Source organism: Streptomyces sp. ITFR-6 (genome assembly GCF_031844725.1).
GTDB lineage: Bacteria > Actinomycetota > Actinomycetes > Streptomycetales > Streptomycetaceae > Streptomyces.
In genome coordinates this window covers 339,711-363,502 of the sequence record NZ_CP134612.1, presented here as the reverse complement: position 1 = coordinate 363,502, position 23,792 = coordinate 339,711, and the positions used below count along the sequence as shown (strand labels likewise).

Genomic DNA, 23,792 nt, shown 5'->3' with positions numbered 1-23,792 from the left:
AAAGCTGTTGGAGGGTGGAACGGTGGTTCCGGTGTCAGGTCAGTTCCAGCGGTGCGTCCGTGAGGGCGCGGACCTCTTCCGGGTGGACTCCGGGGGCGCATTCGACGAGGCGGAGGCCGCTGGGAGTGACATCGATGACCGCGAGGTCGGTGATGATGCGGTCCACGACGCGTTCTCCGGTGAGGGGGAGGGTGTTCTCGCGGAGAATCTTCGGGCTGCCGTCCTTGGCGACGTGTTCCATGAGGACGATGACCCGGCGGGCGCCGTGGACGAGGTCCATGGCGCCGCCCATGCCCTTGACGAGTCTGCCGGGGACGACCCAGTTGCTCAGATCGCCGCGCGCGCTCACCTGCATGGCGCCGAGGACCGCCGCGTCGATTCTGCCCGACCGGATCATGCCGAAGCTGGTGGCGGAGTCGAAGAAGCTCGCGCCCGCCGTCGTGGTGACTGTCTCCTTTCCGGCGTTGATGAGGTCGGGGTCCTCCTCTCCCTCGACCGGGTACGGGCCGAGGCCGAGAATGCCGTTCTCGGACTGGAGGACGAGGTGAACGCCCTCGGGGACGTGCTGGGGAACGAGCGTCGGCAGCCCGATGCCCAGGTTCACATAGTCGCCGTCCCGGAGCTCGGCAGCGGCCCGGCTTGCCATCTCCTCACGGGTGCGCGCCATCAGAGTGCTCCTTCGCCGTGCGCGGTAGTGGCGTGGCGCGGCTGTGTCGTCCGTCGCTCCACGCCCTTGTCGACGGCCTGTTCGGCGGTGAGGGGAAGAACCCGGTCGACGTAGATCCCCGGCAGGTGCACCTCGTCGGGGTCGATCTCGCCCGGTTCCACGAGGTGTTCGACCTCGGCAGCGGTCCACCGGGCGGCCATGGCACAGAGCGGGTTGAAGTTGCGGGCCGCCTTGCGGAAGACGAGGTTGCCGTGCCGGTCGCCCTTCCATGCCCGTACGAGCGCGACATCGGGACGCAGGGCCTCCTCGCGGACGAAGAGGCGCTCCTCGCCGTCCCAGGCGAAGGTCTCGGTGGTTTTGGGGGCGGAGGCGACGGCGACGGCCCCGTCGGAGGTGTACCTGACGGGCAGCCCGCCGAGGGCCACCTGGGTGCCGACACCGGTGCGGGTGTAGAAGGCGGGGATGCCGGCCCCGCCTGCGCGCAGGCGCTCGGCGAGGGTTCCCTGCGGGGTGAGTTCGATCTCGACCTCGCCTGTGAGGTACTGGCGCGTCAGCTCCTTGTTCTCCCCGACGTAGGAGGCGATGAGGCGTCGTATGCGGTGGTTCTCCAGAAGCAGGGAGTTGCCGACGCCGGGAACGCCGCAGTTGTTGGAGACGACGGTGAGGTCCCCGCAACCGTGCCTGGCGAGGGCGCGCAGGAGCTGGGCGGGGATGCCGCAGACCCCGAAGCCGCCCGAGGCGAGCATCATGCCGTCCGAGACCCGTGCGACGGCCTCGTCGGCGCTGGTGATGACCTTGTCCATGGTGTCTCCCTCACCTCAGCCTGGCGCGCCGGTCGAGTACGTCCTCCGGCGTCGCCGTTGGGGGGATGGCCGTCAGCAGGACATCGGCCGCGGGTGGCTCGGTGTCTTTCGTCCAGTACGTCGTGGGTACGACGGCGATCTCCGGTTCGCCGACGGGGACGTCCACCGCGTCTCCGTCGCGCAGGGCGATGGCCCACTCGAAGTGGCTGACCACGTTGGTGAGGGACGTGTAGGCGCCGAGGGTCTCCGTGAGCGTGGTCGCGGGATCGTCGCCGGCGGCCGTGGCGTCGAGCAGGACCAGCGCGACGGGAAGGGAGCCCAGCTTGCCGAGCCACTCGGCTACGTACATGGAGGCGCTGTCCGCGTGGTCCTCGTCCACGTCCGTGATCGGGGTGCCGGCCAGCGCGTGTGCCCGGCAGAGCCAGCGTGCGGGGGACGGTACGGCGAGGACGGCCGGACGCCGGGTGGCGTCGGAGAGGGTGCGGACCGCGGTGCGGACGAGGTCCGCACCGGACTCGTCGCCGAGCAGGGAACGCAGGGCGTAGCCGGTGCGCGACCGTTCCCTCATCGCGGCGACGGCGGCGGGTTCGGTGGCGAGGCGGGCGCGGAGCAGGGCCTCGACATCCACCCATACGGCGTCGGGGTCGAGGAGGGAGTGGATCTGGCCGACATGACCGGTGAGCGCGGCCAGGTCGGCCCAGGGGATCGGTGCTCCCTGGCGGAGTACGGCTGTGGCGTAGGCGTCGGGATCGACGAGCAGCGGCCGGGCGGCGCCGCTCGGTGGGGCCGAGGCGAGGGACCGGAGAGAGGAAGGCATACGTGCTCCTGGACGGTTCGGTGGAGGGAACGGGGCGGGGCCGGTGGCCCCGCCCCGTGTGCCGCGCGGCTCAGGTGAGGCGCTTCACGTTCTCCCCGTGCCGGGCTTCGAGCTCGTGGACCCGTGCCTCAAGCGCGGCGATCTTGACCTCGCGGCGGTCGGGGACCATGACGATCGGGAGTTCCTTCAGCGGGCCCGCCACCCGCTGGGGGCCGTCGTTGGTGAAGACGGTGGCGGTGATGTCGTCGGTGTCCGAGCCCCACGAGCCGTAGTAGAGGAGGTCCTCGGGTGGCTCGGGCCTGACGAACTCGGCGCAGAATTCGGCGTAGGGCTTGCCCCGCTCGATCCGTGCCGCGCGTGCGGCGTCGCGCGCGGCACGCGTTCCCTCGACATCGAGACGGAAGGTCCGCGGGTCATAACGCACTCCGAAGACGTCCTCGGCAGCCTTCTGGCCGATGCGGCCCAGCTCGACGTCCTTGACAACTGACTCGGGGAGCCGTTCGAGCGGGTCGCCGTATCCGCCGCCGGCCCCCTGGCTGATCATGTACAGCTCGCCGTCCTTGGCGATGTCGAACTGGAGGCCCATGTGGTGGGTGGAGTAGCGGCCGTCCTCGAAGGGCCGCTCGTTCATGACCTTCTCCATGGAGAGATCGAACTTCGACGGGTCACGCCTGATGTGCTCGTAGACGTTGGTGCCCTTGACCATGGCCAGCGGATGTGTACCGCAGCCGTAGCCGCCGTACATGCCGTAGATGGAGGAGAACTTGGCTCCGGAGGTCACCGTCATGAAGCCCCACTGCGGAGTGCCCTCGGCGGCCACGATCATCTCGTAGCCCATGCCGCCGGTGAACTTGCCGTAACCCATGTTGTCGCGTACCAGGCGCTTGGACACGAGTTGCATGAAGGGGACCTCCTCCTCCATGACTTCCTGCTCGGCGGTGTCGGCCATCGCGCAGAACAGCGGGGAGATCGCGTCCTCGCCGTCCCGGAAGGGCTTGGCGCCGCCCGGCATGCCGTTGAGGTCGGCGCAGAGGTTGCCGACCATGTCGCCGTGCTGGGTGACCCCGCCCCACAGGAAGGTGTTGATCTGGTTGAACCAGTTCGCCACGGTGTTGCTGTACTTCTTCGGTGTGGAGAAGGCCATGCGGCTGTAGAGCGCCTGCATCGCGGAGAAGCCGCGGAACGACGCCTGGAGGGACTGCCCCATGGGGGCGTCGTATGAGGCGTCGGCCCAGGTTCCCTCGTCCGAGATGATCTCGATGCAGCTCATCGCCGAGGTACAGCGCGGCAGATCGGGCCACCAGAAGGCGAGGATCGCCTGCATCATCATCGACTTCACCGAGCAGAGCGGGCTGTTCATGGCGCGGTTGAGGATCTCCGGGCCGGTACCGCGCAGATCGACGGTCATCTTCTCGCCCTTGACCGTGATCTTGCAGGCAAACTTGATGAGAATGTTCTCCTTCAGGGTCGAGTCCATGAACTGGTCGAACCGGTACGTGCCGTCGGGGAGTTCCCCGATGCGACGACGCACCTCGGTGTCCACGTCCTCGACCGTGGTGCGCAGTGCCGCGACGAACGAGTCCACGCCCACCTCGTCGATGAGCCTGTCGACGCGGTCCATGATCTTGCGGACGGCGGTGATCTTCACCTTGAGGTCGGCGAGCTGGAGCTTCGGGTCGCGCACCGAGTGCTGGAGGAAGGTGAGCAGGTCGCGGCGGAGCCGGCCGCGCTCCACGATCTTGAACGGGCTCATGCGCAGCCCGTCGTCGAAGGCCGTCTCCGAGCCGGATGGCATACCGCCCGGCTCGCAGGCGCCGTTCTCGCCCTCGTGGATGGTGGCCGCGACCCAGGCGATGATTTCTCCGTTGCGGATGACCGGCATGATCATCGACTGGTCGGTGTTGTGGATGTTGCCGAACCTGGCGTCGTTGTGGATGAACCCGTCGCCCTCGTGGATGCCCACGGTCGGCTCGTCCTTCCAGTACTTCATGATGTACCGGATCGGGTGGTGCAGGATCGCGCTGAACGCGATGACCCCGTGGCAGGACAGGTAGGAGACATCGCCCGCCGCGGTGTAGATCGCGGTTGTCAGGTCGCCCCATTTCGCGCCCGGTGCGGCGCCCTGTGCCTCACACATCTCATAGCCCTCGTCGAGGGCCCCGGCGATGCGCTTGCGGATGCGCTCGACCTGGAGCCGGTCGACGCCCGCAGAGATCGCCCGCTCCTCGTGCGCAGAGCGGGGCGTGATGCTGTGGTCACGCATGATCTCCGGGTCGGGGCCCAGAAAGAGTGTCGTCTCGTCCATGAAGGCGTCGACCCACTCCTGCTCCTGGGGGGTCAGGGGCGCTGTCGGCCTGTCGTCAATGCTGGTCATCTCAGGGGGCTCCTTCAGTCTCACGTGTCCGGTCGGCGGTCTTGGGGGTCAGTCCTGGAGGAACCACACCGCGCCCTGGCGTGTGGGTTCGAGCCGCCAGCCGGGTTCGACGAGGTACGTCGTGTTCTCGGTGGTGACGATCGCCGGGCCGGGTACGACGTGCTCGTGGGTGAGTGCGGTCTGGCCGTAGACCGGGGTGTCGGTCAGCCCGTCGTGGCCGATGAACGCGGCCCGGCGCATCCCGGCCGCGGCCGGTACGGTGCGCTTCCCACCGGTCTCCAGGGAGTCGAAGCCCACGACATCGCCGTCCACGTAGGAGGCGACCCGGATGGTGTTGCACCGGATTCCGGCCTCCGGGGCGGCACTCGACGCGCCGAAGCGGTGGCTGTAGACGTCACCGAAGGTCCTGATCATGGCGAGCGCGTCGCCCACCCCGGTCATGCGGCTGATCTCCTCCATCGCCACCGCCTGGGTGAGGAGCTGGTTGCCGTAACGCATGTCCACCTCAAGGCGGTGCTTCACGTCCTCGGTGGCGAAGCCCTGTCGGACGAGGTCCTCCCTTCCCCGCGCCTCCAGCTCCTCGACCACGGAGTTGAACTCCGCGTAGTCGTCGTAGAGACGGCGCGTCGTCGGGTTGTACAGGGTGACGTGCACGCCGCGTTCGTGGAAGTGGAGCTGCTTCATGTTCCCCGCCCCGCACGCTGAGAACACCGAGGAGAACGGCGGAGCCAGCACCCGCTTGATGCCCGCGTGCCGGGCGACTCCGCATGCGTGGAGCGGACCGTTGCCGCCGTACGCCAGCATCGTGAAGTCCTCCGGCAGATAGCCGCGGACCCGCAGTTCCTTGCCGATGCCGATCGCCATCTGTTCGTCCACGCCGTCCTTGATGGCCCGAGCCACGTCGGAGACCTCCATGTCGAGGACATCGCAGAGCGTTTCCTCGACAGCGAACCGCGAGCGCTTCGGGTTCAGCTTGATGTACCCGTTGGCGTAGTTGTCCGGGTCGAGATAGCCCAGGAGCAGGTCGGCGTCCGTGACGGTCGGCCGCAGCCCGCCCCGGTCGTAACAGGCCGGTCCCGGGTTGGACCCCGCCGACTCCGGGCCGATCTTGATGGAGTCGTGGATGCGGTCGTAGCTGGCGATCGAACCCCCGCCGGCGCCGAGGGTGTCCAGGTGGACCATCGGCACTGAGACGAGCCAGCGGTCGATGGTGGGAAGGAAGTCGTAGTGCTTGACGCCGCCCTCGGGCACCAGGCCGATATCGAAGGATGTGCCGCCCATGTCGGTGGAGATGACGTGCCCGAGCCCGGTCTCTCCAGACAGGTGCTCGGCCGCCCCGACCCCGGCGATCGGGCCCGAGTGAATGGTCTGGAGGGAGTCGGTCGAGTTCATCTGCGCCATGCCACCGGAGTTGTGGATGACCAGCATCGGCCTGTCGTAGCCGGAGTCGCGCAGGTTGTTGGACAGCTGCGAGAGCGCGTGGAACATGATCTCGTGCAGGAAGGCGTCGATGATCGTCGAAGTCGCCCGGACGTACTCGCCCTTGCGGCCCGACACCTGGTGGCCCAGGAGGACGGGGATGGCCCCCAGCTCGTGGGCGGGGAACTCCTCCAGCAGGATTTCCTGGATCGCCAGCTCGTGGACCGGGTTCTCGGTCGCGTTGACCAGGGATATGACGAGCGCCTCCGCGCCGGCGTCGACGAGTTCACGCACGACGGTGCGCACGTCCTCCGCGTCGAGAGGGGCGACGATCCGGCCCGCCGAGTTGATGCGCTCCCTGACCGAGCGGATCATGTGTCGCGGCACGATCGGCTCCGGGCGTTCGGCCGCAGGCAGGTTCTGCTGCATCGAGTAGTCGAGGCCTTCGCCGTACCCCCGTCCCCGGGACAGCGGGATGGTGTCCTCGAAGCCGTGGGTGACGATCGCGGCGACCTTGGGGCCCTTGCGTTCGATGAGTGCGTTGGTGCCGAGGGTTGTGGCGTACCGGACCGAGTCGACCTCCTTGAGGACGGTGCTCCGGTCGAGGCCGGCCCGTTCGCAGGCCAGGTCGAGGGCCTCGTTGAAGCCGAGGGCGAGATTGTGATGTGTGGTGAGGGCCTTCGCCTCGATGTACGTCTCGTCCCAGACGAAGAAGCAGTCGGTGAACGTGCCTCCGATGTCGACTGAAATGCGTTTCAAGATTGCTCCCGGGGATTCTCGTGGCGCGCGCGGGGTCGGACGGGTCGCGGTGCTGTACCGACGGGCATCAGCGGATGTGGCCGATGGCCCGGAGCGCCGCAGTGTGCTTCTGGGCGTCCTCGCCGGGGCCGTAGTTGTGGACCTCCTCCGCGTCCACACCCAGTTGCTCCCACTGCGCCCGCAGCGCGGCGACGTCGATGAGCATGTCGACCGTCGGGGGGTGGCCGGGCGGGAGGTACTCGGCCTCGATCTGGGTCCCACAGCCAGGGCAGTAGTACTCCAGGATCCGGCAGTAGGCGGGATCGGGGGAGAAGGTGAACTCGTACTGCTCGGGGTCGATGACCGGCTGGTGGATCTCGCGGGGGTCCCGGTTGTGGACGAGGGTGCCCTCCTTGTAGTTGCCGTGTGCGCTGCCCATGTCCTGGGCGCAGACCCGGCAGACCCACCGTTCCGTGTCGAGGTCGATGACGAGGTACTCGGTCATGGGGACTCGCATGGGAGCCCTCCTTCGCTGAGGCGGGGGCGGATTCAGAGGGAGTCGCGGAGCAGCAGGTCGCCGGCCGAGGTCACCTGGAACGTCCAGCCGGCCAGGACCCGCGCGGTGAAGAAGGGGCCCTCGACGATGGCCGGCCCCTCGGCCGTGTCCCCGGGTTCGAGCTCGGCCAGAACGTGTACGGGCACCTCGTCGACCCGGTCGGCCGCCGACCGGACCGGACGGGTGCCCGATGCCCTGGCCGGCCGTGCTGCGGGTTCCTCCCGCGGAGGCAGCTCGGGGTGCGGCAGCGCGGCGGTGACCGTGAGGCGCAGCGATACGCGGCGGCCGGGGTGGTCGGCCCGCTCACCGCGCTCGTAGGGCGCGCGTGACACGGGTGTGCCGTCCTCGGCGTCGACGCTGAGCTCCCAGGACGACCGGCAGCCGGCGAGGGTGTAGCCCTCCTGGAACATGTCTCGTTCGGCCCGTACGAGGAGTTCCCCGTAGGTGGTGAGCGTCGCGCCTGTCGTCGGTTCCGGGACACCGACCTCGTAGGTCTTGGACACGTCGGAGAAGGAGATACCGAAGGCGGAGAACACCGCCGCCGTGCGCGGGACGAGTACCTGCCGGATACCGGCGGGGCGGGCCGCGCCTGTCGCGCTCATCGGACCGGCCCCGCCGAACGCGGCCAGCGTCGTGTCGTCCCGCACCAGGTGAGCGAAGGACGCGGAGAGTGCCTCGAAGTAAGCCTGTTCCATACGGATGAGTGCCTCTTCGAGACCGATCCCGAGCGGCTCGGCGATCGTCTCGGTGACGACCGCGCGCGCACGTTCCGCGTCGAGCCGGAACGTGCCGTCGAGGTAGGTGTCCGGGTCCAGGACACCGAGCAACAGGTTGACGTCGGTGATGGTCGCGCGGCGGCCGCCGAAGCCGAAGCACGCCGGTCCTGGGGCGGCCCCGACGGAGGTCGGACCGACGGTGATCCGCCCGTCCTCGACGGCGATGACGGAGGAGCCGCCGACGCCCCTGGAGTGGATGTCGCTCATCGGGTACGAGATCGGTACGCCCTCGATAGAGCCCCGCTCGGCGGCGGTGATCCGCTCACCGTCGACGACTCCCACGTCGGTCGTGGTCCCACCGATGTCGATCATGAGGGTGTGGCCGAGTCCGTAGGCGCGTGCCAGGGCCGCCGTACCCTCCAGCCCGCCGCGCGGGCCGGAGGAGTAACTCTTGAGCGCGACGGACTTGGCGACGCGGGAGGAGGCACCGTCGTTTCGGTAGACGAGCAGCGGGTTGAGGACCTTGTAGGACTTCAGGCGGCGCTCCGCCCCGTAGAGGAACCGCTCCATCGTCGGGTGCAGGAAGGAGTTGATGACGCACGACCAGGCCCTTCGGGCATTGTCGCGGTCACCGGCGAGGTCCCAGCTGTAGATGACCGGAATGGAGCCGAGCAGATGGCGGGGGAACTTGCGGAGCAGGATCTTGCGCAGCGTCCGCTCCTGGTCCGGGTCGCCGCCCGCGACGACCACCCGGGCGGCCCCGAGTGTGGCCAGCCGGTTGATCTGCTGGACGAGCTCGAACTCGACCGCCGTATCGGTGGTGTTCATGTCGACGGTCAGGACGCGGTCGCCGACGAGATCCGCGAAGAGGACCTCCCGCGCGGGCGTGCTTCGCATCGCCGCCGCCAGTTCCGGCAGCGGCGTGAGGATGCCGATCATGGGACCGCGCCTCTCGACGAGCGCGTTCGTCCCCTGGGTGGTGGAGTACCGGATGTGCTGGGTGTCATGCAGCAGCCGCTCGGTGTCGGGCGTACCGTACAAGGCCGCTGACGCCTTCTCCACACCGGCGAAGAGACACTCGGAGAGGTCGTGGGGCGTGGTGAGGGTCTTGGTGAAGGTGAAGCCGGTGCCGTCCCATACGCAGATGTCGGTGAGCGTTCCACCGTTGTCGATGTTGATGAGCGTGTCCATACCACTCCTTGGGGTGCAACGGGTCCGCGGGGACGCGGCCGTTTCCCGGAGTTGAACATCAGATGTCCGAACGGCCCGTCGTCCTCGACGGTGAGTCCACCGTGGCGGTGTCTCACGCACAGGGAGCGTCCCAAGTTGGGACACGCACGCCCGTTGGTTCGGGCCCTGGCCCCGGGCATCATGAGCGAAACCGGCGTGTGAGGGCTCACCCGTCATGGGCCGCGACGAGGAGGCTGTATGCAGTACAGGGACAGCAGGCAGTTGCGCATGGCCGCCGCCCGGGCCGACTTCCTGGAGTTCGGGCAGCGGGGGGCCGCGGGCGTTCCGGATGTCCTCGCCGCGTCGTGGTTGCGCAGTCAGCGGGCGGGTGTCGACATCGCCCACCCGCCCACGGACTTCAGCGACGACATCGACACCCGCTCGCGGCTGGTCCGTTGCGCCGAGCCGGTTCTCGAACAACTCGGCAATGACACCGTGGACCTGCCGCTCGTCATCGCGCTCACTGACAGCCGGGCTCGCCTGGTACAGCGCCAGGACGCCTCATCCGCTGTCGGACGACTGCTGGACCGGGTCGACTTCGCCCCGGGCTACAACTACGCAGAGGGAAAGAAGGGGACCAACGGCGTCGGAACGGTGCTGGAGGCGGGGCGGGCTGTGTCCGTCGTCGGGCCGGAACACTTCACCGAGGAACTGCAGGCGTTCGCGTGTACCGGCGCGCCGGTCATTGATCCGCTGACCGGGCGCATCGAAGGCATTCTCGATATCTCGACGCTGGCGGACGCGTGGAACCCGCTCGTGAACACGCTGGTCAAGACTGCGGCCAAGGACATCGGGCGCAACCTCCTCCTTGACCGCAACCAGGCCCAACAGGCCTTGTTCGACACGTATATGAGGACCGACGCGCGCTCGGCCCGGCGCGCGGTCTTCGCCATCGCGGAGTCGGTGTTCATGGCCAACGCCGCCGCGCAGTCCATGTTCGACCCGATCGAGCAACTGGCCGTCCGGGAGCACGCGGTCTTCCTCATGACCCACCGCGACAGGGTGGACGAGACAATGACGCTCCAGTCGGGTCGCACCGTCCGCATCCGGGGCACACGCATCGTCTCCGGCTCCGGCACGGCGGGCCTCGTCGTCGTCGCCGAGGTGCCGGCGGAACAGACCCCCAACGACCTGGCACCCGTACGTGCGACGGGGTTCGACGAGCGTCTGCGGCCTCCGGTCGACACGGTGAGCGCCGCGAGCGAGAGACTCATCAGCGACCTGTGCCGCCCCCACGTGCCGCTCTCTTCCGGCGCGTGCCCGGCCTGGGTGCGCGCCGCCGGGGAGCTGCGCGAGGCCCTCGCGGCGCACACGCCGACCATTGTCCTCGGCGAGACGGGCGTCGGGAAGTTCACGCTGGTGGCCGAACTGTTCCATGCCGATCACCCCGGCGGCCGCGATGTCTCCGTCGACGCCGCCCAATTGCACTCCAGCGTGGAGGGCGACTTCGATGTACTGCTGAGCAGGGCCCGGGAACGGACACTGTGCATCGTCCGCAACATCGACCAGGCGAGTACGGAGGGTGTTGAGCGAATCGACGCGTTGTTCGCCTCACTCGGCGACTCGACCGCACCCGTCACCTTCGCCGCCACGGTCTCGGACTCCAGTCTCGACTCCGACCTGCCCTTTCACTCGCTCCTGGGCCACTTCGAGGTAGCCGTGACCGTGCCCCCGCTCCGTTGTCGCACCGAGGACCTCTCCTTCGTCGTCAGCCGCGTCCTGGAGGAGATCGCCCCGGGTCGACGAGTACGGCTGTCGCCCGGGGCCCTGCGTACCGTCACGCAGTACACCTGGCCACGCAACATCTCACAGCTCCGCGAGGCTCTGGTCCACGCGCTGCGCGCCCGACCGGTGGGGGAGATCCAGAGCCAGGACCTGCCGAACTACTGCCTCACCCGTTCCCGCAAGTCCCTCACCCGTATCGAGGTCGCCGAGCGCGACGCCATCATCGCGGCTCTCCAGGACAAGGACGGCAACAGGGTCGCCGCCGCCGCCCACCTCGGCATGTCCCGCTCAAGTCTGTACCGAAAGCTCCGGACGTACGGGATCATCGTCTGAGGCGCGGCGAGCGCTCCTGTCTCCCCCTCACGCAAAGTCAGGCAGGCAGGAACGCGTTTCGTCCGGTGGCGAGAGCTGCGTCGAGCGCGGTGGGGGACAGCACATGGTCGCGCACCAGGAGGGCGGCCCCGGTGATTCCGGCGTGGGACTTGTACCGGGTGGGGACGATCTGCAGTTGCCGCGTGGCCAGAGGCAGTGAGCGTTGGTACACGACTTCCCGGACGCCTGCCATCAGGTGATCCCCCGTCGCGCCCAGGATTCCACCGAGGACGATGACGTCCGGGTTGAGGAGACTCGTGGCGTGGGCGACCGACTCGCCCAGTACGCGCCCAGCGGTTCTGAGCGCGGCGATCGCGCGGCTGTCGCCATGCCTCACGCGATCGACGACATGACGGGCGTCGTCTCCGGCGCTGTCTCGGCCGTCGCGCAGATCGCGCGTCAGCGCCCAGCCTCCGACGAGGGATTCGAGGCACCCCTGGTTGCCGCAGCGGCACTGCGGATCTCCGAACCCGCTGACGTGTGCGTGCCCGATGTCTCCTGCGGCCCCCTGGGCCCCCCGGTGGATGTGGCCGCCGATCACCATTCCGCTGCCCACGCCCGTACCCGCCTTGATGTAGAGCAGGTTCTGCCGGTCGCTCCAGAACCGGCGGTGTTCCGCGAGGGTGAGCAGGTTGACGTCGTTGTCGATGAGGATGGGCACCTGCCAGGCCTCGCGCAGGTGGCCGCGGATGTCGTAGTTGTCCCAGCCGGACATGATGGACCAGCCGAGCACGCGTCCGGCCTCGTAGTCGACGGGGGCGGGCAGTCCGAAGCCGATACCCGCGACCGGTTTGTCCTCGGTCCGGGCCTCCTCGATGAGGTCGTGCACCGTTGCGGTGACCTTGTCGAGCAGCGCGCGAGGACCCTCGCTCACGGCGAGAGGCTCGACGCGGTCGGCGAGGACACCGGCGTGCAGATCGGTGACGGCCACGCGCGTGCGCGATTCGCCGATGTCCACCGCGATGACGATCCCTGCGGTGCCGTTCAGCTGGATCGAGCGGGACGGGCGGCCGCGGGATGACGTGCTGACATCGCCCTCCCGTACCAGGTCGGCCTCGAACAGGACGTCGAGGCGCTGACTCACGGTCGAGCGGGACAGGCCGGTCAGCCGGGCTATGCCGCTGCGTGTCCGGGCCTGGCCTGTGGTGATCAGTTCAAGGATGCGGCCCGGTCCGTCATCAGGACGCCAAGGCGCCGCATTCGACGTGGCCGCGCGGGGCGTACCGGTCATCTCACTCCCGTTCCATGGCCGGTCGGTGCGGAATCCGACCTCTTTATGTCGGGCAGTATACATAAAGAGGTCCTTTATGCTTGACAGTCAATGTAATAGTGCGCAGCATCGACGTAACATCCCCGTCACGCCGGCCTCGGAGGCAACTCCGGACCCACGGGCCTGGCGGGTGGCCCCCGTCCATGGAGGACTGAGTCAATGAAGATCGTCCGACGCGCCGCCGGCTCCGCCGGCCTCAGAGTCTCGGCTCTCGCCCTCGCTTGTGCCGTCACCGCCGTCGCCTGCGGCGAGAACGGCGCGGGTGACACGGGAGGGAAGCCGACCATCGGCATCGTCGCGCTGAACCTCAGCAATCCGTTTTTCGGCACGTTGGAGAAGGCGACCGAGAACGCCGCCAAAGCCAAGGGGTGGAAGGTCATGAAGGCGGAGGCCAAGACACCTGGCGACTCCGCGACCCAGGTCACGGCCATCGAGAACATGATCGCCAACAAGGTGAAGGCGATCGTGGTCACCCCGGCCAGCGCCACCGCCCTCAACGGGGTCCTCAAGCGCGCCGAGGACCAGGGCATCCTGGTCCTCGCCGTCAACGCCCCGCTCAAGCCCGACAACACCGCGGATGCCACGTACGCCACCGACAACGTCGAGGCCGGAAAGCTCATCGGGCAGTGGGCCAAGGCTTCCGCGCCGGCCGGTCCTCGCGTGGCGATGCTGGACTTCGACCTGTCGGACGCGCCCTCAGCCGACCGGCACAAGGGCTTTCTGGCCGGATACGGCATCGCCGCGTCGGCGCTCACGGGCAAGGCCCTGACCAAGGGGACCGAGGACACCGGTCAGCAGGAGATGGAGAACCTCCTGTCGGCGCACCCCGGCATCAACGTCGTCTACACCATCAACGAGCCGACCGCACGCGGCGCCCACACCGCCATCAAGAACAAGGGGCGCGCGGGCAAGGTCGTGCTGGTGTCGGTCGACGGAGCGTGCAGCGGTGTGCAGGACGTCAAGGACGGCGTGATCGGCGCCACCGCCATGCAGTTCCCCGACAAGATGGGCGAGAAGGCTGTCGAGGCCGCTGCCGCCTACATCAAGGACGGGACAAAGCCCGAAGGCGGGATCGTCGATTCCGGGACGCAGCTCATCACGGACCACCCGGTGAAGGGGCTTGCCTCCCAGACCTCGCAGTGGGGTCTTGAGCGCTGCTGGGGACCGAAGTGATGGCGGCCGGCCTCCGGGAGTCCGACATCGCCGAGTTGGAGACACCGCTCCGCGCGCGAAGGGACCTGCGCGGCCTCGTCACCCACCAGGTCTTCGGGCCACTGCTCGCCCTGGTGGTGGCGGTGATCGTGTTCGCCCTCACGACCAGCACCTTCTTCAACTCCGGCAATCTGGCGCTGATCGCTCAGCAGTCCGTGGTGGTCGGCACCCTGGCTCTCGGGCAGACGCTGATCATCCTGACTTCAGGGATCGACCTGGCCAACGGCGCCATCATGGTGCTGGGCTCCGTGGTGATCGGCAAGATGGCCGTCGGCAACGACCCGGTTCTGGCAGCCGTGGTGGGCCTGGTCGTCTGCGTCGCCCTCGGCGCGGTCAACGGCGCTCTGGTGTCCTGGCTGAAACTGCCGCCGTTCATCGTGACCCTCGGCGTCATGTCGGTGGTCATGGCCGCCGCCCGCCTCTACACCGACTCACAGAGCTACCCCATCACGTCCGACTTCCTCACCGTGCTGAACGACGGACCGACGATCGGCGGGGTCACTGTCACCTACGGGGTGATGCTCTGGATCGGGTTGACCGCGGTCCTGGGCTTCGCTCTCACCCAGACCTCCTGGGGTGTTCGGGTCTACGCGGTCGGCGACAACACCCGGGCGGCCGAACTGTCCGGGATCAAGGTGCGGCGGGTGCTTCTGAGCGTCTATGTGGTCGCGGGCCTTGTGTACGCCCTGGCTGCCTGGCAGGCGCTGGGCCGAACGCCGACCGCCGACCCCAGCGGGTACGCCAACGGCAACCTCGACAGCATCACCGCTGTCGTCATCGGCGGCACCAGCCTGCTCGGTGGGCGGGGCGGCGTCGTGGGGACGTTCATCGGAGCCCTCATCGTGAGTGTGCTCCAGAACGGGCTCACCCAGGCGGGCATCGACTCGCTCTACCAGCAGGTCGCAACAGGCGTCCTGGTGATCGTCGCGGTGGGCGTGGACCACTTGGCACGAAGGAGGCAGCAGCGATGACCGGGTCCGATCCCACGGCCAACGTGCTGGAGGCACGAGGGCTGACCAAGCACTACGGGCACGTGGTCGCCATGGACAACTGCGACTTCGACCTGCGCCCCGGCGAGATCCTTGCCGTGATCGGTGACAACGGGGCGGGCAAGTCCACCCTGATCAAGTCCTTGACGGGCGCGGTCGTCCCGGACTCGGGAACCCTGCTCCTCGACGGGGAGCCCGTACGGTTCCGCAGTCCGCTGGACGCCCGGGGCGCCGGCATCGAGACCGTCTACCAGGAGTTGGGGGTGGCCCCGGCCCTCGACATCACCCAGAACCTCTACCTCGGCCGCGAACAGCGCCGCAAGGGGCTGCTGGGCACCGTCTTCCGCCAGTTGGACACACGGGGGATGCGGCACGAGTCTGCCCGGCAGATGGCGGACCTGGGAATCCGGGTGCAGTCCATCACCCAGAAGGTGGAGACCCTGTCCGGAGGACAGCGCCAGGCCGTCGCGGTGGCACGTGTCGCCGCCTGGGCCAAACGGGTGGTGGTGATGGACGAACCGACGGCGGCCCTTGGCGTACGCGAGACCAACCAGGTCCTGGACCTGATCCTGCGTGTCCGGGACAGAGGACTGCCCGTCGTGCTCATCAGCCACAACATGCCCAATGTGTTTCAGGTCGCCGACCGCATCCACATCCATCGGCTGGGACGCCGCATTGCGCTCGTCGAGCCCGCGCTGAGCTCCATGGAGGAGGTCGTCGCGATCATGACCGGGGCCAAGCAGCCCGATCCCGGCCGCGCCAATGCCACGTCGGCCCCGGGCAAGGCCGAGCCGGCCCCCGGACAGAAGAGGGGAGAGCGGGAATGACCCGGAGTACGGATGCCGAGGAGGACCGCACACCGGCGGTGGAGGAGGCCGGCCACGCGGAGCTCATCGCCGCCGCCAGGTCGATGATCGTTCCCGGGCAGCGCACGGTCCTGGGCATCGTCGGGGCTCCGGGCTCCGGCAAGTCGACGCTCGGTGAGGCCCTGGTGTCCGCACTCGGCGGACAGGCGGTCCTGGTGGGACTGGACGGATTCCACCTGGCCAACGCCGAACTCGACCGGCTGGGCAGGCATCCCCGCAAGGGAGCCGTCGACACGTTCGACGCCGCGGGCTACGTCAACCTTCTGCGCAGAATCCGGGCGCGCGACGAAGAGGTCGTCTACGCCTCTCTGTTCGACCGGAGTCTGGAGGAATCCATCGCCTGCGCCGTACCGGTGTCCCGCGATGTCCCCCTCGTCGTGACCGAGGGCAACTACCTGCTCGTCGAGGACGGGCCATGGGAGCAGATACGCGGGCTGCTCGACACATGCTGGTTCCTGGAACCCGGGGAGGCGACCCGGCTGCGGCGGCTCATCACCCGGCACATGTCGTACGGACGCTCACCCGAAGAGGCTCATGACCGCTCGCACGGTTCCGACCAGGCCAACGCCGAACTGATCACCCGTACCCGTCGCCGCGCCGATCGCGTCATACGCGTCGTGGCGTCGGACGAAAACAATGATCACATCAAGGAGCGCACCTCATGAACGTGTTGGACAGATTCCGCCTCGACGGCCAGGTCGCCGTCGTCACGGGAGGGAACCGGGGCATTGGCAAGGCCATCGCCACGGCCTTCGCCCAGGCGGGTGCCGCGGTGGCAGTTGTCGGACGGGACGAGGAGCGCAACGAGCGCACCGCGGCCGAACTCGTTGCCGACGGAGCCACGGCACTGGCGGTGCGGGCCGACGTCACCAGCCGTGCCGACCTGACCTCCCTGCACGACCGGGTGACCCGGCAACTCGGCCCCGTCGATGTCCTGGTCAACAACGCGGGGATCGGCATCCACGGCGCGTCCCTGTCAATCAGCGACGAGGGCTGGGACCGGGTACTGGCCACCAACCTGAGCGCGGTGTGGAAGGCGAGCCAGGTGTTCGGCGCCTCCATGGTCGAACGCGGCACCGGCTCGATCGTCAACGTCGGCTCCATGTCCGGCATGATCATCAACCGGCCGCAGTGGCACGCCCCGTACGCCGTGTCCAAGGCGGGCGTGCATCACCTCACCAAGTCGCTCGCCGCCGAATGGGCCCCCCGTTCGGTCCGGGTCAACGCGATCGCACCCGGATACACCAAGACCGAGATCTCCGACATCGACAGCCCGGAGTACAAGCACTACTGGATCGACGAAGTGCCTATGGAACGGTACGCGCAAGCCCTGGAGATCGCCCCGGCCGCGCTGTACCTGGCGAGCGCCGCCTCGTCCTTCGTCACAGGGGAGATCCTCGTCGTGGACGGTGGGTACACGCTGTGGTAAACACCCCGTCGCCGGATCAGACGCCGGCCTCTGCTCCCTTCGACTGGACCGATCTGGACCGGCGCGCGGTCGTCACCGCCCGGGTCCTGGCCATGGACGCGGTCGAAGAGGCCGGACACGGCCATCCCGGTACCGCGGTCAGCCTGGCCCCGGCGGCCCACCTGATCTTCCAGCGCTTCCTGCGGCACGATCCCGCCGACCCCGCTTGGCCGGGCCGTGACCGTTTCGTGCTCTCGTGCGGCCATTCCAGTCTCACGCTCTACATTCAGCTCCTTCTCTCGGGCTACCCCCTCACCCTGGACGACCTCCGCGACTACCGGAAGAGCAACAGCCTCACCCCGGCGCACCCGGAGTGGGGACACACGCCAGGCGTCGAGACGACCACCGGGCCGCTCGGACAGGGGATAGCCACCGCAGTGGGCATGGCGATGGCGGCCCGACGGGAGCGGGGGCTGCTGGATCCGGACGCACCGGAGGGTGCGAGCCCCTTCGATCACCGGGTGTTCGTGCTCTGCTCAGACGGCGACATCCAGGAAGGAGTCAGCGCGGAGGCGGCGTCCTTCGCCGGTCATCAGAAGCTCGGCAACCTCGTCGTCATCCATGACGACAACCGGATCTCGATCGAGGGCAGTACCGAACTGGCGACGAGCGAAGACGTTGGCGCCCGCTACGCCGCCCAGGGCTGGCACGTCCAGCGCGTGGAACTGGCAGCGGACGGGGATGTCGATGTCGCCGGGCTGTCCGAGGCACTTGAGGCGGCGACTGGAGAAACGTCCCGGCCCTCGATCATCATCATGCGGAGCACCATAGCCTGGCCCGTCCCCGGGGCGAAGAACACCGCTGCCTCCCACGGCTCCGCCCTCGGCGCCGAAGCGGTCCGCAAGGCCAAGGCAGTGCTGGGTGCGGACACCGACGCCACTTTCGCTCTTCCGGCGGACGTGTACGAGGCGACCACGAGGACGGCCCGGAGCAAGGGGGCTACCGCGCGCGGCGCCTGGGAGCAGGCGCTCGCCAGGTGGGCCCAGGCGCACCCCGACCGCAGCGCTCTGCTGACCCGTATCAGGAGCGGCCGGCCCCCGGCCGACTTCCCCGACGCGCGCCCGGTGTTCCGCCCCGGCCCGCCGGTCGCCACCCGCAAGGCATTCGGCCAGGCGCTGCGTGCAGCAGCCGCGCTGCTGCCGGAACTGTGGGGTGGATCCGCGGATCTGGGCGACTCCAACCACACCACGGTCGAGCCGGGTTCCTCCTTCCTGCCCGCCTCCAGCGCTCTGCCCGGCGCCGATCCCGCCGGCCGGACCATCCACTGGGGCATCCGGGAGCATTTCATGGCCGCGGCCATGAACGGCATCGCCCTCTCCGGGCTCAGCCGCCCCTATGGAGGGACCTTCCTCGTCTTCAGCGACTACATGCGTCCGGCTGTGCGCCTGGCGGCGCTCATGGGGCTGCCCACGCTCTACGTCTGGACGCATGACTCGATCGGCCTCGGCGAGGACGGTCCCACCCATCAGCCGGTCGAGCACCTCGCCTCGCTTCGTGCCATGCCAGGTCTGGACGTGGTACGCCCCGCCGACGCCAATGAAACCGCAGTCACCCTCTGGCGGGTTCTGAGCACCAGAGGCGGTCCCGTGGGCTTCAGCCTGAGCAGACAGGATCTACCGGTGCTGCCCGAGGAAGGGGATGGTCTGAGACCGACCGAAGGAGCCGCGCTCGGCGGCTACATCCGCTACGAAATGCCTGCCGGGGAGGAGGAGCGCAGTGCTCCGGACGTCATCCTCATCGCCACCGGATCCGAGGTGTGGGTGGCCATCGAGGCCGCTCGTGCCCTGGCGGCGGAGTCGATCCGGGCCCGCGTGGTCTCCATGCCGTGCCGAGAGTGGTTCGACGCACAGCCCGCCTCGTACCGTGAAACTGTCATCCCGCCGTCGGTACGCCGTCGGGTTGTCATAGAGGCCGGGGTGAGTCAGGGCTGGCATGACCTTCTGGGGCTGGAGGGGCGGGCGATCTGCGTGGAGAAGTTCGGCGCCTCCGCTTCGGCCCAGGAACTCTTCGAACACTTCGGCATCACCCGCGAGGCGGTGGCAGAGGTCGCGCGGGCACTCGTGTGAGGTGGCGGCGCGGCGGGCTGTCGCGCGATGGGTGGAGCTCCCCCGCGCAGTGGTGCGGGGGAGCTCCTGGCAGTGCCCGACGAGCGGGGCGGACCGCGGAGCCATCAGTTGCCGAGGCATACCGGCAGAGTCGAGGAACTACTGGAGAAGAGGGACGGCACGGGGGCCACCGCGCCGGGGTCGACCGCCAGCGAAAGATCCGGGTAGCGCCGGAAGACGGCCGGGATGGCCAGCCCGGCCTCCAGGCGTGCCGGCGGGGCCCCGAGGCAGAAGTGGGGGCCGGGCTGAATGCCAGGTGCCTGTGCTGCTCACGGGTGATGTCGAACCGGTCCGCATCGGAACCGTGTTGGCGCTGGTGGCGGCCGACTGCGCTGTGCGGGGCCGTGATCGCTTCGCCCTTGGGGATGGGGACCCCCGGCGATCTCCACGTCCTCCAGCGGGTAGCGGAAGGGGAAGTCGCCGATCGGCGCGTTCCAGCGCAGGGTCTCCTCCACCACGTCCGCCCAGACCGAGGCGTCGCCACCCGTGGCGAGAGCACGCTGATCAGGATGGGACAGCAGTGCGCGTACCGCGTTGGTGATGAGGCTCAGCGTGGTCTCCTGCCCCGCCGTCAGCATCAGCAGGAGAGTACGGGCCTTGCCCCAGGGCCCATCGGCGACATCACCCTCGCCATGGGCAAGCCCGGCAGCACCGACGACTACCTGCACGACGGAGTGCTGCAGTTCTCGGCCGGGGACCCGGGCACGGTCTACCGCGCCGCACGGGCCCCGCAGGAGGGTGAGTTCCTTGAGGTGGGGCTCGGCAGCGCGCGTGCGGTCGGCTCGGTCACGGTCCTGCGGCCGGCCGGTGCCAAGGGCGCGGCGGACATCCAGCTGCGGAACGCGGACGGCGACTGGCGGACCGTCGGCCGGCTCGGCGGCGCGTACACCGGTATCGAGACGCACGGCCGGACCGCCGACGCGGTGCGGCTGACCTGGCGCGAGGGCGCGGAGGCGCCGCAGATCGCGGAGGTGGTGGCGGGCAGGTAGCGGCCCGCCCGCAGTGCGCCCGGCGCCCCCGCGGTCGGGGCCGGGCGCACAGCCATGTCACGGTCCGCCCGTCACGGCCCGGCGGTCGGGGCCGGTCGGATCGGTCACCCGCAGGTTGTTCCCAGAGGGGCAAGCGACCGCTTAGTATGCGCCGGAGCAGTGGTAATGCCGACAGTGTTGTGGAGGCCCCTCATGCAGGCATGGCGAGTGCACCGGAACGGCGAACCCAGCGAGGTGATGCGGCTGGAAGAGACGGACCGGCCCACGCCCGGCGACGGGCAGGTGCTCGTGGAGGTGCTCGCGGCGAACATCAACTTCCCCGACGCGCTGCTCTGCCGAGGCCAGTACCAGGTCAGGCCCCCGCTGCCGTTCACGCCCGGCGTGGAGATCTGCGGCAGGACCGAGGACGGGCGCCGGGTGCTCGCCACCCCCGCGCTGCCGCACGGCGGATTCGCCCAGTACGTCGTCGCGGACGAGGCGGCCCTGCTGCCCGCCCCGGAAGCCCTGGACGACGCCGAAGCCGCCGCGCTGCACATCGGCTACCAGACCGGCTGGTTCGGGCTGCACCGGCGGGCGCAGCTGCGGGCGGGGGAGACGCTGCTCGTCCACGCGGCGGCCGGCGGCGTGGGCAGCGCGGCGGTCCAGCTCGGCAAGGCCGCGGGCGCGACCGTCATCGGCGTGGTCGGCGGCGCGGAGAAGGCCAAGGCCGCCACCGCGCTCGGCTGCGACCTGGTCATCGACCGGCGCACCGATGACATCGTCGCCGCCGTCAAGGACGCGACCGGTGGACGCGGTGCCGATGTCGTCTACGACCCGGTCGGCGGCGACGCGTACGCCAAGTCCGTGAAGTGCGTGGCCTTCGAGGGGCGGGTGATCGTCGTCGGCTTCGCCAGCGGCGTGATCCCCACCCCGGGGCTCAACCACGCGCTCGTGAAGAACTATTCGGTCCTCGGGCTCCACTGGGGCCTGTACAACACGAAGGACCCGCAGGCGGTCCGCGACTGTCACCGGGAGCTGACCCGGCTCGCCGCGGAGGGCGTCATCAAACCCCTGATCAGCGAGCGTGTCGCGATGGACGGGGCGGCGGCCGCCGTCCAGCGTGTCGCCGACGGCACCAGCACCGGCCGCATCGTCGTCCTCCCGTCGGGAACCGCCCGATGACCGCCCCCGACGCCGCCGACCTGCGCCGCCGCACCCGGGACCTGCTCGCCGCCCGCCCCCCTGCCACCACGGACCGCACCGACTTCCTCAAGGCGCGCTTCGACGCCGGACTGGCCTGGGTGCACTACCCGGCCGGACTCGGCGGCCTCGACGCACCGCGCTCCCTCCAGACCGTCGTGGAGGCCGAACTCGCCGCCGCCGGAGCCCCGGACAACGATCCGCGCCGCATCGGCATCGGCCTCGGCATGGCCGCCCCCACCGTCCTCGGCTTCGGCACCGACGAGCAGAAGCAGCGCTTCCTGCGCCCGCTCTGGGTCGGGGAGGAGGTGTGGTGCCAGCTCTTCAGCGAACCGGGCGCCGGCTCCGACCTGGCCGCCCTCTCCACCCGCGCCGTCCGCGACGGGGAGGACTGGGTGGTCGACGGGCAGAAGGTCTGGACGTCCAGCGCCCACCTGGCGCGCTGGGCGATCCTCATCGCCCGTACCGATCCCGACGTGCCCAAGCACCGCGGCATCAGCTACTTCATCTGCGATATGACCGACCCCGGTGTCGAGGTCCGGCCGCTGCGGCAGATCACCGGCGAGGCCGAGTTCAACGAGGTCTTCCTCACCGGGGTCCGCATCCCCGACAGCCACCGGCTCGGCCCGGTCGGTGAGGGCTGGAAGGTCGCACAGACGACGCTCATGAACGAGCGCGTCTCCATCGGCGGGGCGCGCGTCCCGCGCGAGGGCGGCATGATCGGACCGGTCGCCGCGACCTGGCGCGAGCGCCCCGAACTGCGTACCCACGATCTGCATCAGCGCCTGCTCACGCTCTGGGTGGAGGCGGAGGTCGCCCGGCTCACCGGGGCGCGCCTGCGCCAGCAGCTCGTCGCCGGACAACCGGGCCCCGAGGGCTCCGGGATGAAACTCGCCTTCGCCCGGCTCAACCAGGAGATCAGCGGACTCGAAGTCGAACTCCTGGGCGGCGAGGGGCTGCTGTACAGCGACTGGACGATGCGCCGGCCCGAACTCGTCGACTTCACCGGCCGCGACGCCGGGTACCGCTACCTCCGCTCGAAGGGCAACTCCATCGAGGGCGGCACGAGCGAGGTACTGCTCAACATCGTCGCCGAACGCGTGCTCGGCCTGCCCGCCGAACCGCGCAACGACAAGGACGTCGCCTGGAAGGACCTGTCCCGATGACCGCACGGACCGAAGAGAGCCAGGCACCCGATCTGCTGTACTCGGAGGCCGAGGAGGACCTGCGCGCCGCTGTTCGCTCGCTCCTGGACGCCCGGTGCGACGCGCCGGCCGTGATCGCCCGCACCGAGTCCGCCACGCCGTACGAGCCGGAGCTCTGGAAGGCGCTCGCCACCGGCATCGGCGCCGCCGGACTCCTGGTGCCGGAGAAGCTCGGCGGTCAGGGGGCCGGGCACCGCGAGGCCGCCGTGGTCCTGGAGGAACTCGGCCGCAGCGTCGCCCCGGTCCCGTACCTGACCAGCTCCGTCGTCGCCACCCGGACGCTGCTCGCGCTCGGCGGCCAGGACGGGCCGGTGGCCGCGCTGCTGACCGAACTGGCCACGGGCCGCAGGACCGCCGTGCTCGTGGTGCCGTTCTCCGCCGCCGCGCCGGACACCGGCACCCCGCTCGCCGCCCTCGACGGCACGCTCGGCCCGATCGCGGACGCGGCCGCCGCCGACGTCCTGCTGGTGCCCACCGCAGACGGCCTGTACGCGGTCGACGCGGACACCACGGGCGTCGCCGTCGAGCCGCTCGTCGCGCTCGACCTGACCCGCCCGCTCGCGACCGTCACCCTGAGCGGCGCCACCGGAACCCGCCTCGCGGACGCCGGGACCGCTCGGGAAGCGGTGCGCGCGGGGCTGCTGTCCGGAGCCGGCCTTCTCGCCTCTGAGCAGCTCGGGATCGCCGAGTGGTGCCTGACAGAGACGGTCGGGTACACCCGTGAGCGCCACCAGTTCAACCGCCCCGTCGGCTCGTTCCAGTCGCTCAAGCACCGCATGGCGCAGCTCTGGCTGGAGGTCGTCTCGGCGCGGGCGGCGGCGCGCAACGCCGCTGACGCGCTGGCCACCGGCAGCCCCGACGCGCCGCTGGCGGTGGCCGTCGCGCAGGCGTACTGCTCCAAGGCCGCCGTCCACGCGGCGGAGGAGTGCGTCCAGTTGCACGGCGGTATCGGGATGACCTGGGAGCACCCGGCGCACCTGTATCTGAAGCGCGCCAAGGCCGACTCGATCGCGTACGGCACGGCGGGCCGCCACCGCGAGACCGTCGCCGAACTGATGGAGCTGCCCGCGCCCTGAGACCCGTTGGGCGGCC

19 protein-coding genes and 1 pseudogene are annotated in these 23,792 nt (G+C 69.5%); 11 read left to right on the top strand and 9 right to left on the bottom strand.

Going from position 1 to position 23,792, the window contains the following annotated elements; genetic code table 11:
- Nucleotides 1–34 precede the first annotated feature (34 nt).
- The 7 genes from RLT59_RS01420 to RLT59_RS01390 form a co-directional block, all read right to left on the bottom strand.
- Nucleotides 35–667, bottom strand: a complete 633-nt coding sequence (locus tag RLT59_RS01420; protein WP_311301648.1) for a CoA transferase subunit B — start codon at nucleotides 665–667, stop codon at nucleotides 35–37.
- A complete protein-coding gene (locus RLT59_RS01415) occupies nucleotides 667–1,470 on the bottom strand; it encodes a CoA transferase subunit A (protein WP_311301647.1) in 804 nt (267 codons plus the stop codon). Before RLT59_RS01415 ends, RLT59_RS01420 begins: the two co-directional genes overlap by 1 nt.
- Nucleotides 1,471–1,480: 10 nt before the next feature.
- On the bottom strand, nucleotides 1,481–2,287 hold the full coding sequence (locus RLT59_RS01410; RefSeq protein ID WP_311301646.1) for a hypothetical protein: 807 nt from the start codon (nucleotides 2,285–2,287) through the stop codon (nucleotides 1,481–1,483).
- A 70-nt stretch (nucleotides 2,288–2,357) separates the two neighbouring features.
- Nucleotides 2,358–4,661: a hydantoinase B/oxoprolinase family protein gene (locus RLT59_RS01405; RefSeq protein ID WP_311301645.1), complete on the bottom strand. Its 2,304-nt coding sequence runs from the start codon at nucleotides 4,659–4,661 to the stop codon at nucleotides 2,358–2,360.
- Nucleotides 4,662–4,709: 48 nt separating this feature from the next.
- Nucleotides 4,710–6,839, bottom strand: a complete 2,130-nt coding sequence (locus tag RLT59_RS01400; RefSeq protein ID WP_311301644.1) for a hydantoinase/oxoprolinase family protein — start codon at nucleotides 6,837–6,839, stop codon at nucleotides 4,710–4,712.
- A gap of 67 nt (nucleotides 6,840–6,906) precedes the next feature.
- Complete coding sequence (locus tag RLT59_RS01395; RefSeq protein ID WP_311301643.1) at nucleotides 6,907–7,335, bottom strand: acetone carboxylase subunit gamma; 429 nt, start codon at nucleotides 7,333–7,335, stop codon at nucleotides 6,907–6,909.
- A gap of 32 nt (nucleotides 7,336–7,367) precedes the next feature.
- Nucleotides 7,368–9,281 carry a hydantoinase/oxoprolinase family protein gene (locus RLT59_RS01390; protein ID WP_311301642.1) on the bottom strand — a complete coding sequence of 638 codons (1,914 nt, stop codon included), beginning with the start codon at nucleotides 9,279–9,281 and terminating at the stop codon, nucleotides 7,368–7,370.
- Between the two features lie 237 nt (nucleotides 9,282–9,518).
- On the opposite strand from RLT59_RS01390, the gene RLT59_RS01385 reads away from it, so the two are divergent.
- The gene (locus RLT59_RS01385; protein WP_311301641.1) at nucleotides 9,519–11,378 is read left to right on the top strand and encodes a sigma-54-dependent Fis family transcriptional regulator; all 1,860 of its coding nucleotides are present in this window, start codon (nucleotides 9,519–9,521) and stop codon (nucleotides 11,376–11,378) included.
- Nucleotides 11,379–11,415: 37 nt separating this feature from the next.
- Here RLT59_RS01385 and RLT59_RS01380 read toward each other — a convergent pair whose 3' ends face one another.
- Complete coding sequence (locus RLT59_RS01380; protein WP_311301640.1) at nucleotides 11,416–12,648, bottom strand: ROK family transcriptional regulator; 1,233 nt, start codon at nucleotides 12,646–12,648, stop codon at nucleotides 11,416–11,418.
- A 198-nt stretch (nucleotides 12,649–12,846) separates the two neighbouring features.
- Between RLT59_RS01380 and RLT59_RS01375 the strand changes: the two genes are divergently transcribed.
- The 6 genes from RLT59_RS01375 (at nucleotide 12,847) to RLT59_RS01350 (ending at nucleotide 19,288) form a co-directional block, all read left to right on the top strand.
- The gene (locus RLT59_RS01375) at nucleotides 12,847–13,860 is read left to right on the top strand and encodes a substrate-binding domain-containing protein (RefSeq protein ID WP_311301639.1); all 1,014 of its coding nucleotides are present in this window, start codon (nucleotides 12,847–12,849) and stop codon (nucleotides 13,858–13,860) included.
- Nucleotides 13,860–14,870, top strand: coding sequence for an ABC transporter permease (locus tag RLT59_RS01370; RefSeq protein ID WP_311301638.1), 1,011 nt, complete (start codon nucleotides 13,860–13,862; stop codon nucleotides 14,868–14,870). The genes RLT59_RS01375 and RLT59_RS01370 overlap by 1 nt, the downstream gene beginning before the upstream one ends.
- Nucleotides 14,867–15,715 carry an ATP-binding cassette domain-containing protein gene (locus tag RLT59_RS01365; RefSeq protein WP_311301637.1) on the top strand — a complete coding sequence of 283 codons (849 nt, stop codon included), beginning with the start codon at nucleotides 14,867–14,869 and terminating at the stop codon, nucleotides 15,713–15,715. The genes RLT59_RS01370 and RLT59_RS01365 overlap by 4 nt, the downstream gene beginning before the upstream one ends.
- On the top strand, nucleotides 15,712–16,419 hold the full coding sequence (locus RLT59_RS01360) for a nucleoside/nucleotide kinase family protein (RefSeq protein WP_311301636.1): 708 nt from the start codon (nucleotides 15,712–15,714) through the stop codon (nucleotides 16,417–16,419). The genes RLT59_RS01365 and RLT59_RS01360 overlap by 4 nt, the downstream gene beginning before the upstream one ends.
- Nucleotides 16,416–17,183, top strand: a complete 768-nt coding sequence (locus tag RLT59_RS01355) for an SDR family NAD(P)-dependent oxidoreductase (RefSeq protein WP_311301635.1) — start codon at nucleotides 16,416–16,418, stop codon at nucleotides 17,181–17,183. Before RLT59_RS01360 ends, RLT59_RS01355 begins: the two co-directional genes overlap by 4 nt.
- 92 nt (nucleotides 17,184–17,275) lie before the next feature.
- Nucleotides 17,276–19,288, top strand: coding sequence for a transketolase family protein (locus RLT59_RS01350; protein ID WP_311307580.1), 2,013 nt, complete (start codon nucleotides 17,276–17,278; stop codon nucleotides 19,286–19,288).
- A 104-nt stretch (nucleotides 19,289–19,392) separates the two neighbouring features.
- Here RLT59_RS01350 and RLT59_RS01345 read toward each other — a convergent pair.
- A pseudogene (locus RLT59_RS01345) lies at nucleotides 19,393–19,917 on the bottom strand (cytochrome P450); the annotation flags it as partial.
- A gap of 42 nt (nucleotides 19,918–19,959) precedes the next feature.
- Between RLT59_RS01345 and RLT59_RS01340 the strand changes: the two are divergent.
- From RLT59_RS01340 to RLT59_RS01325, 4 genes are all read left to right on the top strand, one after another.
- Complete coding sequence (locus RLT59_RS01340) at nucleotides 19,960–20,316, top strand: hypothetical protein (protein WP_311301634.1); 357 nt, start codon at nucleotides 19,960–19,962, stop codon at nucleotides 20,314–20,316.
- 192 nt (nucleotides 20,317–20,508) lie between these two features.
- Nucleotides 20,509–21,477 (top strand): NADPH:quinone oxidoreductase family protein, encoded by a 969-nt coding sequence (locus RLT59_RS01335; protein ID WP_311301633.1) that lies wholly within the window; start codon nucleotides 20,509–20,511, stop codon nucleotides 21,475–21,477.
- Nucleotides 21,474–22,661 (top strand): acyl-CoA dehydrogenase family protein, encoded by a 1,188-nt coding sequence (locus RLT59_RS01330; protein ID WP_311301632.1) that lies wholly within the window; start codon nucleotides 21,474–21,476, stop codon nucleotides 22,659–22,661. Before RLT59_RS01335 ends, RLT59_RS01330 begins: the two co-directional genes overlap by 4 nt.
- A complete protein-coding gene (locus RLT59_RS01325) occupies nucleotides 22,658–23,776 on the top strand; it encodes an acyl-CoA dehydrogenase family protein (protein ID WP_311301631.1) in 1,119 nt (372 codons plus the stop codon). Before RLT59_RS01330 ends, RLT59_RS01325 begins: the two co-directional genes overlap by 4 nt.
- Nucleotides 23,777–23,792 lie beyond the last annotated feature (16 nt).

Coding starts and splice junctions, on each gene's coding strand:
- RLT59_RS01365 (WP_311301637.1), top strand. CDS start 14,867: ATGACCGGGTCCGATCCCACGGCCAACGTGCTGGAGGCACGAGGGCTG.
- RLT59_RS01355 (WP_311301635.1), top strand. CDS start 16,416: ATGAACGTGTTGGACAGATTCCGCCTCGACGGCCAGGTCGCCGTCGTC.
- RLT59_RS01330 (WP_311301632.1), top strand. CDS start 21,474: ATGACCGCCCCCGACGCCGCCGACCTGCGCCGCCGCACCCGGGACCTG.
- RLT59_RS01380 (WP_311301640.1), bottom strand. CDS start 12,648: ATGACCGGTACGCCCCGCGCGGCCACGTCGAATGCGGCGCCTTGGCGT.
- RLT59_RS01395 (WP_311301643.1), bottom strand. CDS start 7,335: ATGCGAGTCCCCATGACCGAGTACCTCGTCATCGACCTCGACACGGAA.
- RLT59_RS01385 (WP_311301641.1), top strand. CDS start 9,519: ATGCAGTACAGGGACAGCAGGCAGTTGCGCATGGCCGCCGCCCGGGCC.
- RLT59_RS01420 (WP_311301648.1), bottom strand. CDS start 667: ATGGCGCGCACCCGTGAGGAGATGGCAAGCCGGGCCGCTGCCGAGCTC.
- RLT59_RS01415 (WP_311301647.1), bottom strand. CDS start 1,470: ATGGACAAGGTCATCACCAGCGCCGACGAGGCCGTCGCACGGGTCTCG.
- RLT59_RS01405 (WP_311301645.1), bottom strand. CDS start 4,661: ATGACCAGCATTGACGACAGGCCGACAGCGCCCCTGACCCCCCAGGAG.
- RLT59_RS01350 (WP_311307580.1), top strand. CDS start 17,276: ATGGACGCGGTCGAAGAGGCCGGACACGGCCATCCCGGTACCGCGGTC.
- RLT59_RS01410 (WP_311301646.1), bottom strand. CDS start 2,287: ATGCCTTCCTCTCTCCGGTCCCTCGCCTCGGCCCCACCGAGCGGCGCC.
- RLT59_RS01375 (WP_311301639.1), top strand. CDS start 12,847: ATGAAGATCGTCCGACGCGCCGCCGGCTCCGCCGGCCTCAGAGTCTCG.
- RLT59_RS01360 (WP_311301636.1), top strand. CDS start 15,712: ATGACCCGGAGTACGGATGCCGAGGAGGACCGCACACCGGCGGTGGAG.
- RLT59_RS01335 (WP_311301633.1), top strand. CDS start 20,509: ATGCAGGCATGGCGAGTGCACCGGAACGGCGAACCCAGCGAGGTGATG.
- RLT59_RS01325 (WP_311301631.1), top strand. CDS start 22,658: ATGACCGCACGGACCGAAGAGAGCCAGGCACCCGATCTGCTGTACTCG.
- RLT59_RS01370 (WP_311301638.1), top strand. CDS start 13,860: ATGGCGGCCGGCCTCCGGGAGTCCGACATCGCCGAGTTGGAGACACCG.
- RLT59_RS01390 (WP_311301642.1), bottom strand. CDS start 9,281: ATGGACACGCTCATCAACATCGACAACGGTGGAACGCTCACCGACATC.
- RLT59_RS01340 (WP_311301634.1), top strand. CDS start 19,960: ATGGGCAAGCCCGGCAGCACCGACGACTACCTGCACGACGGAGTGCTG.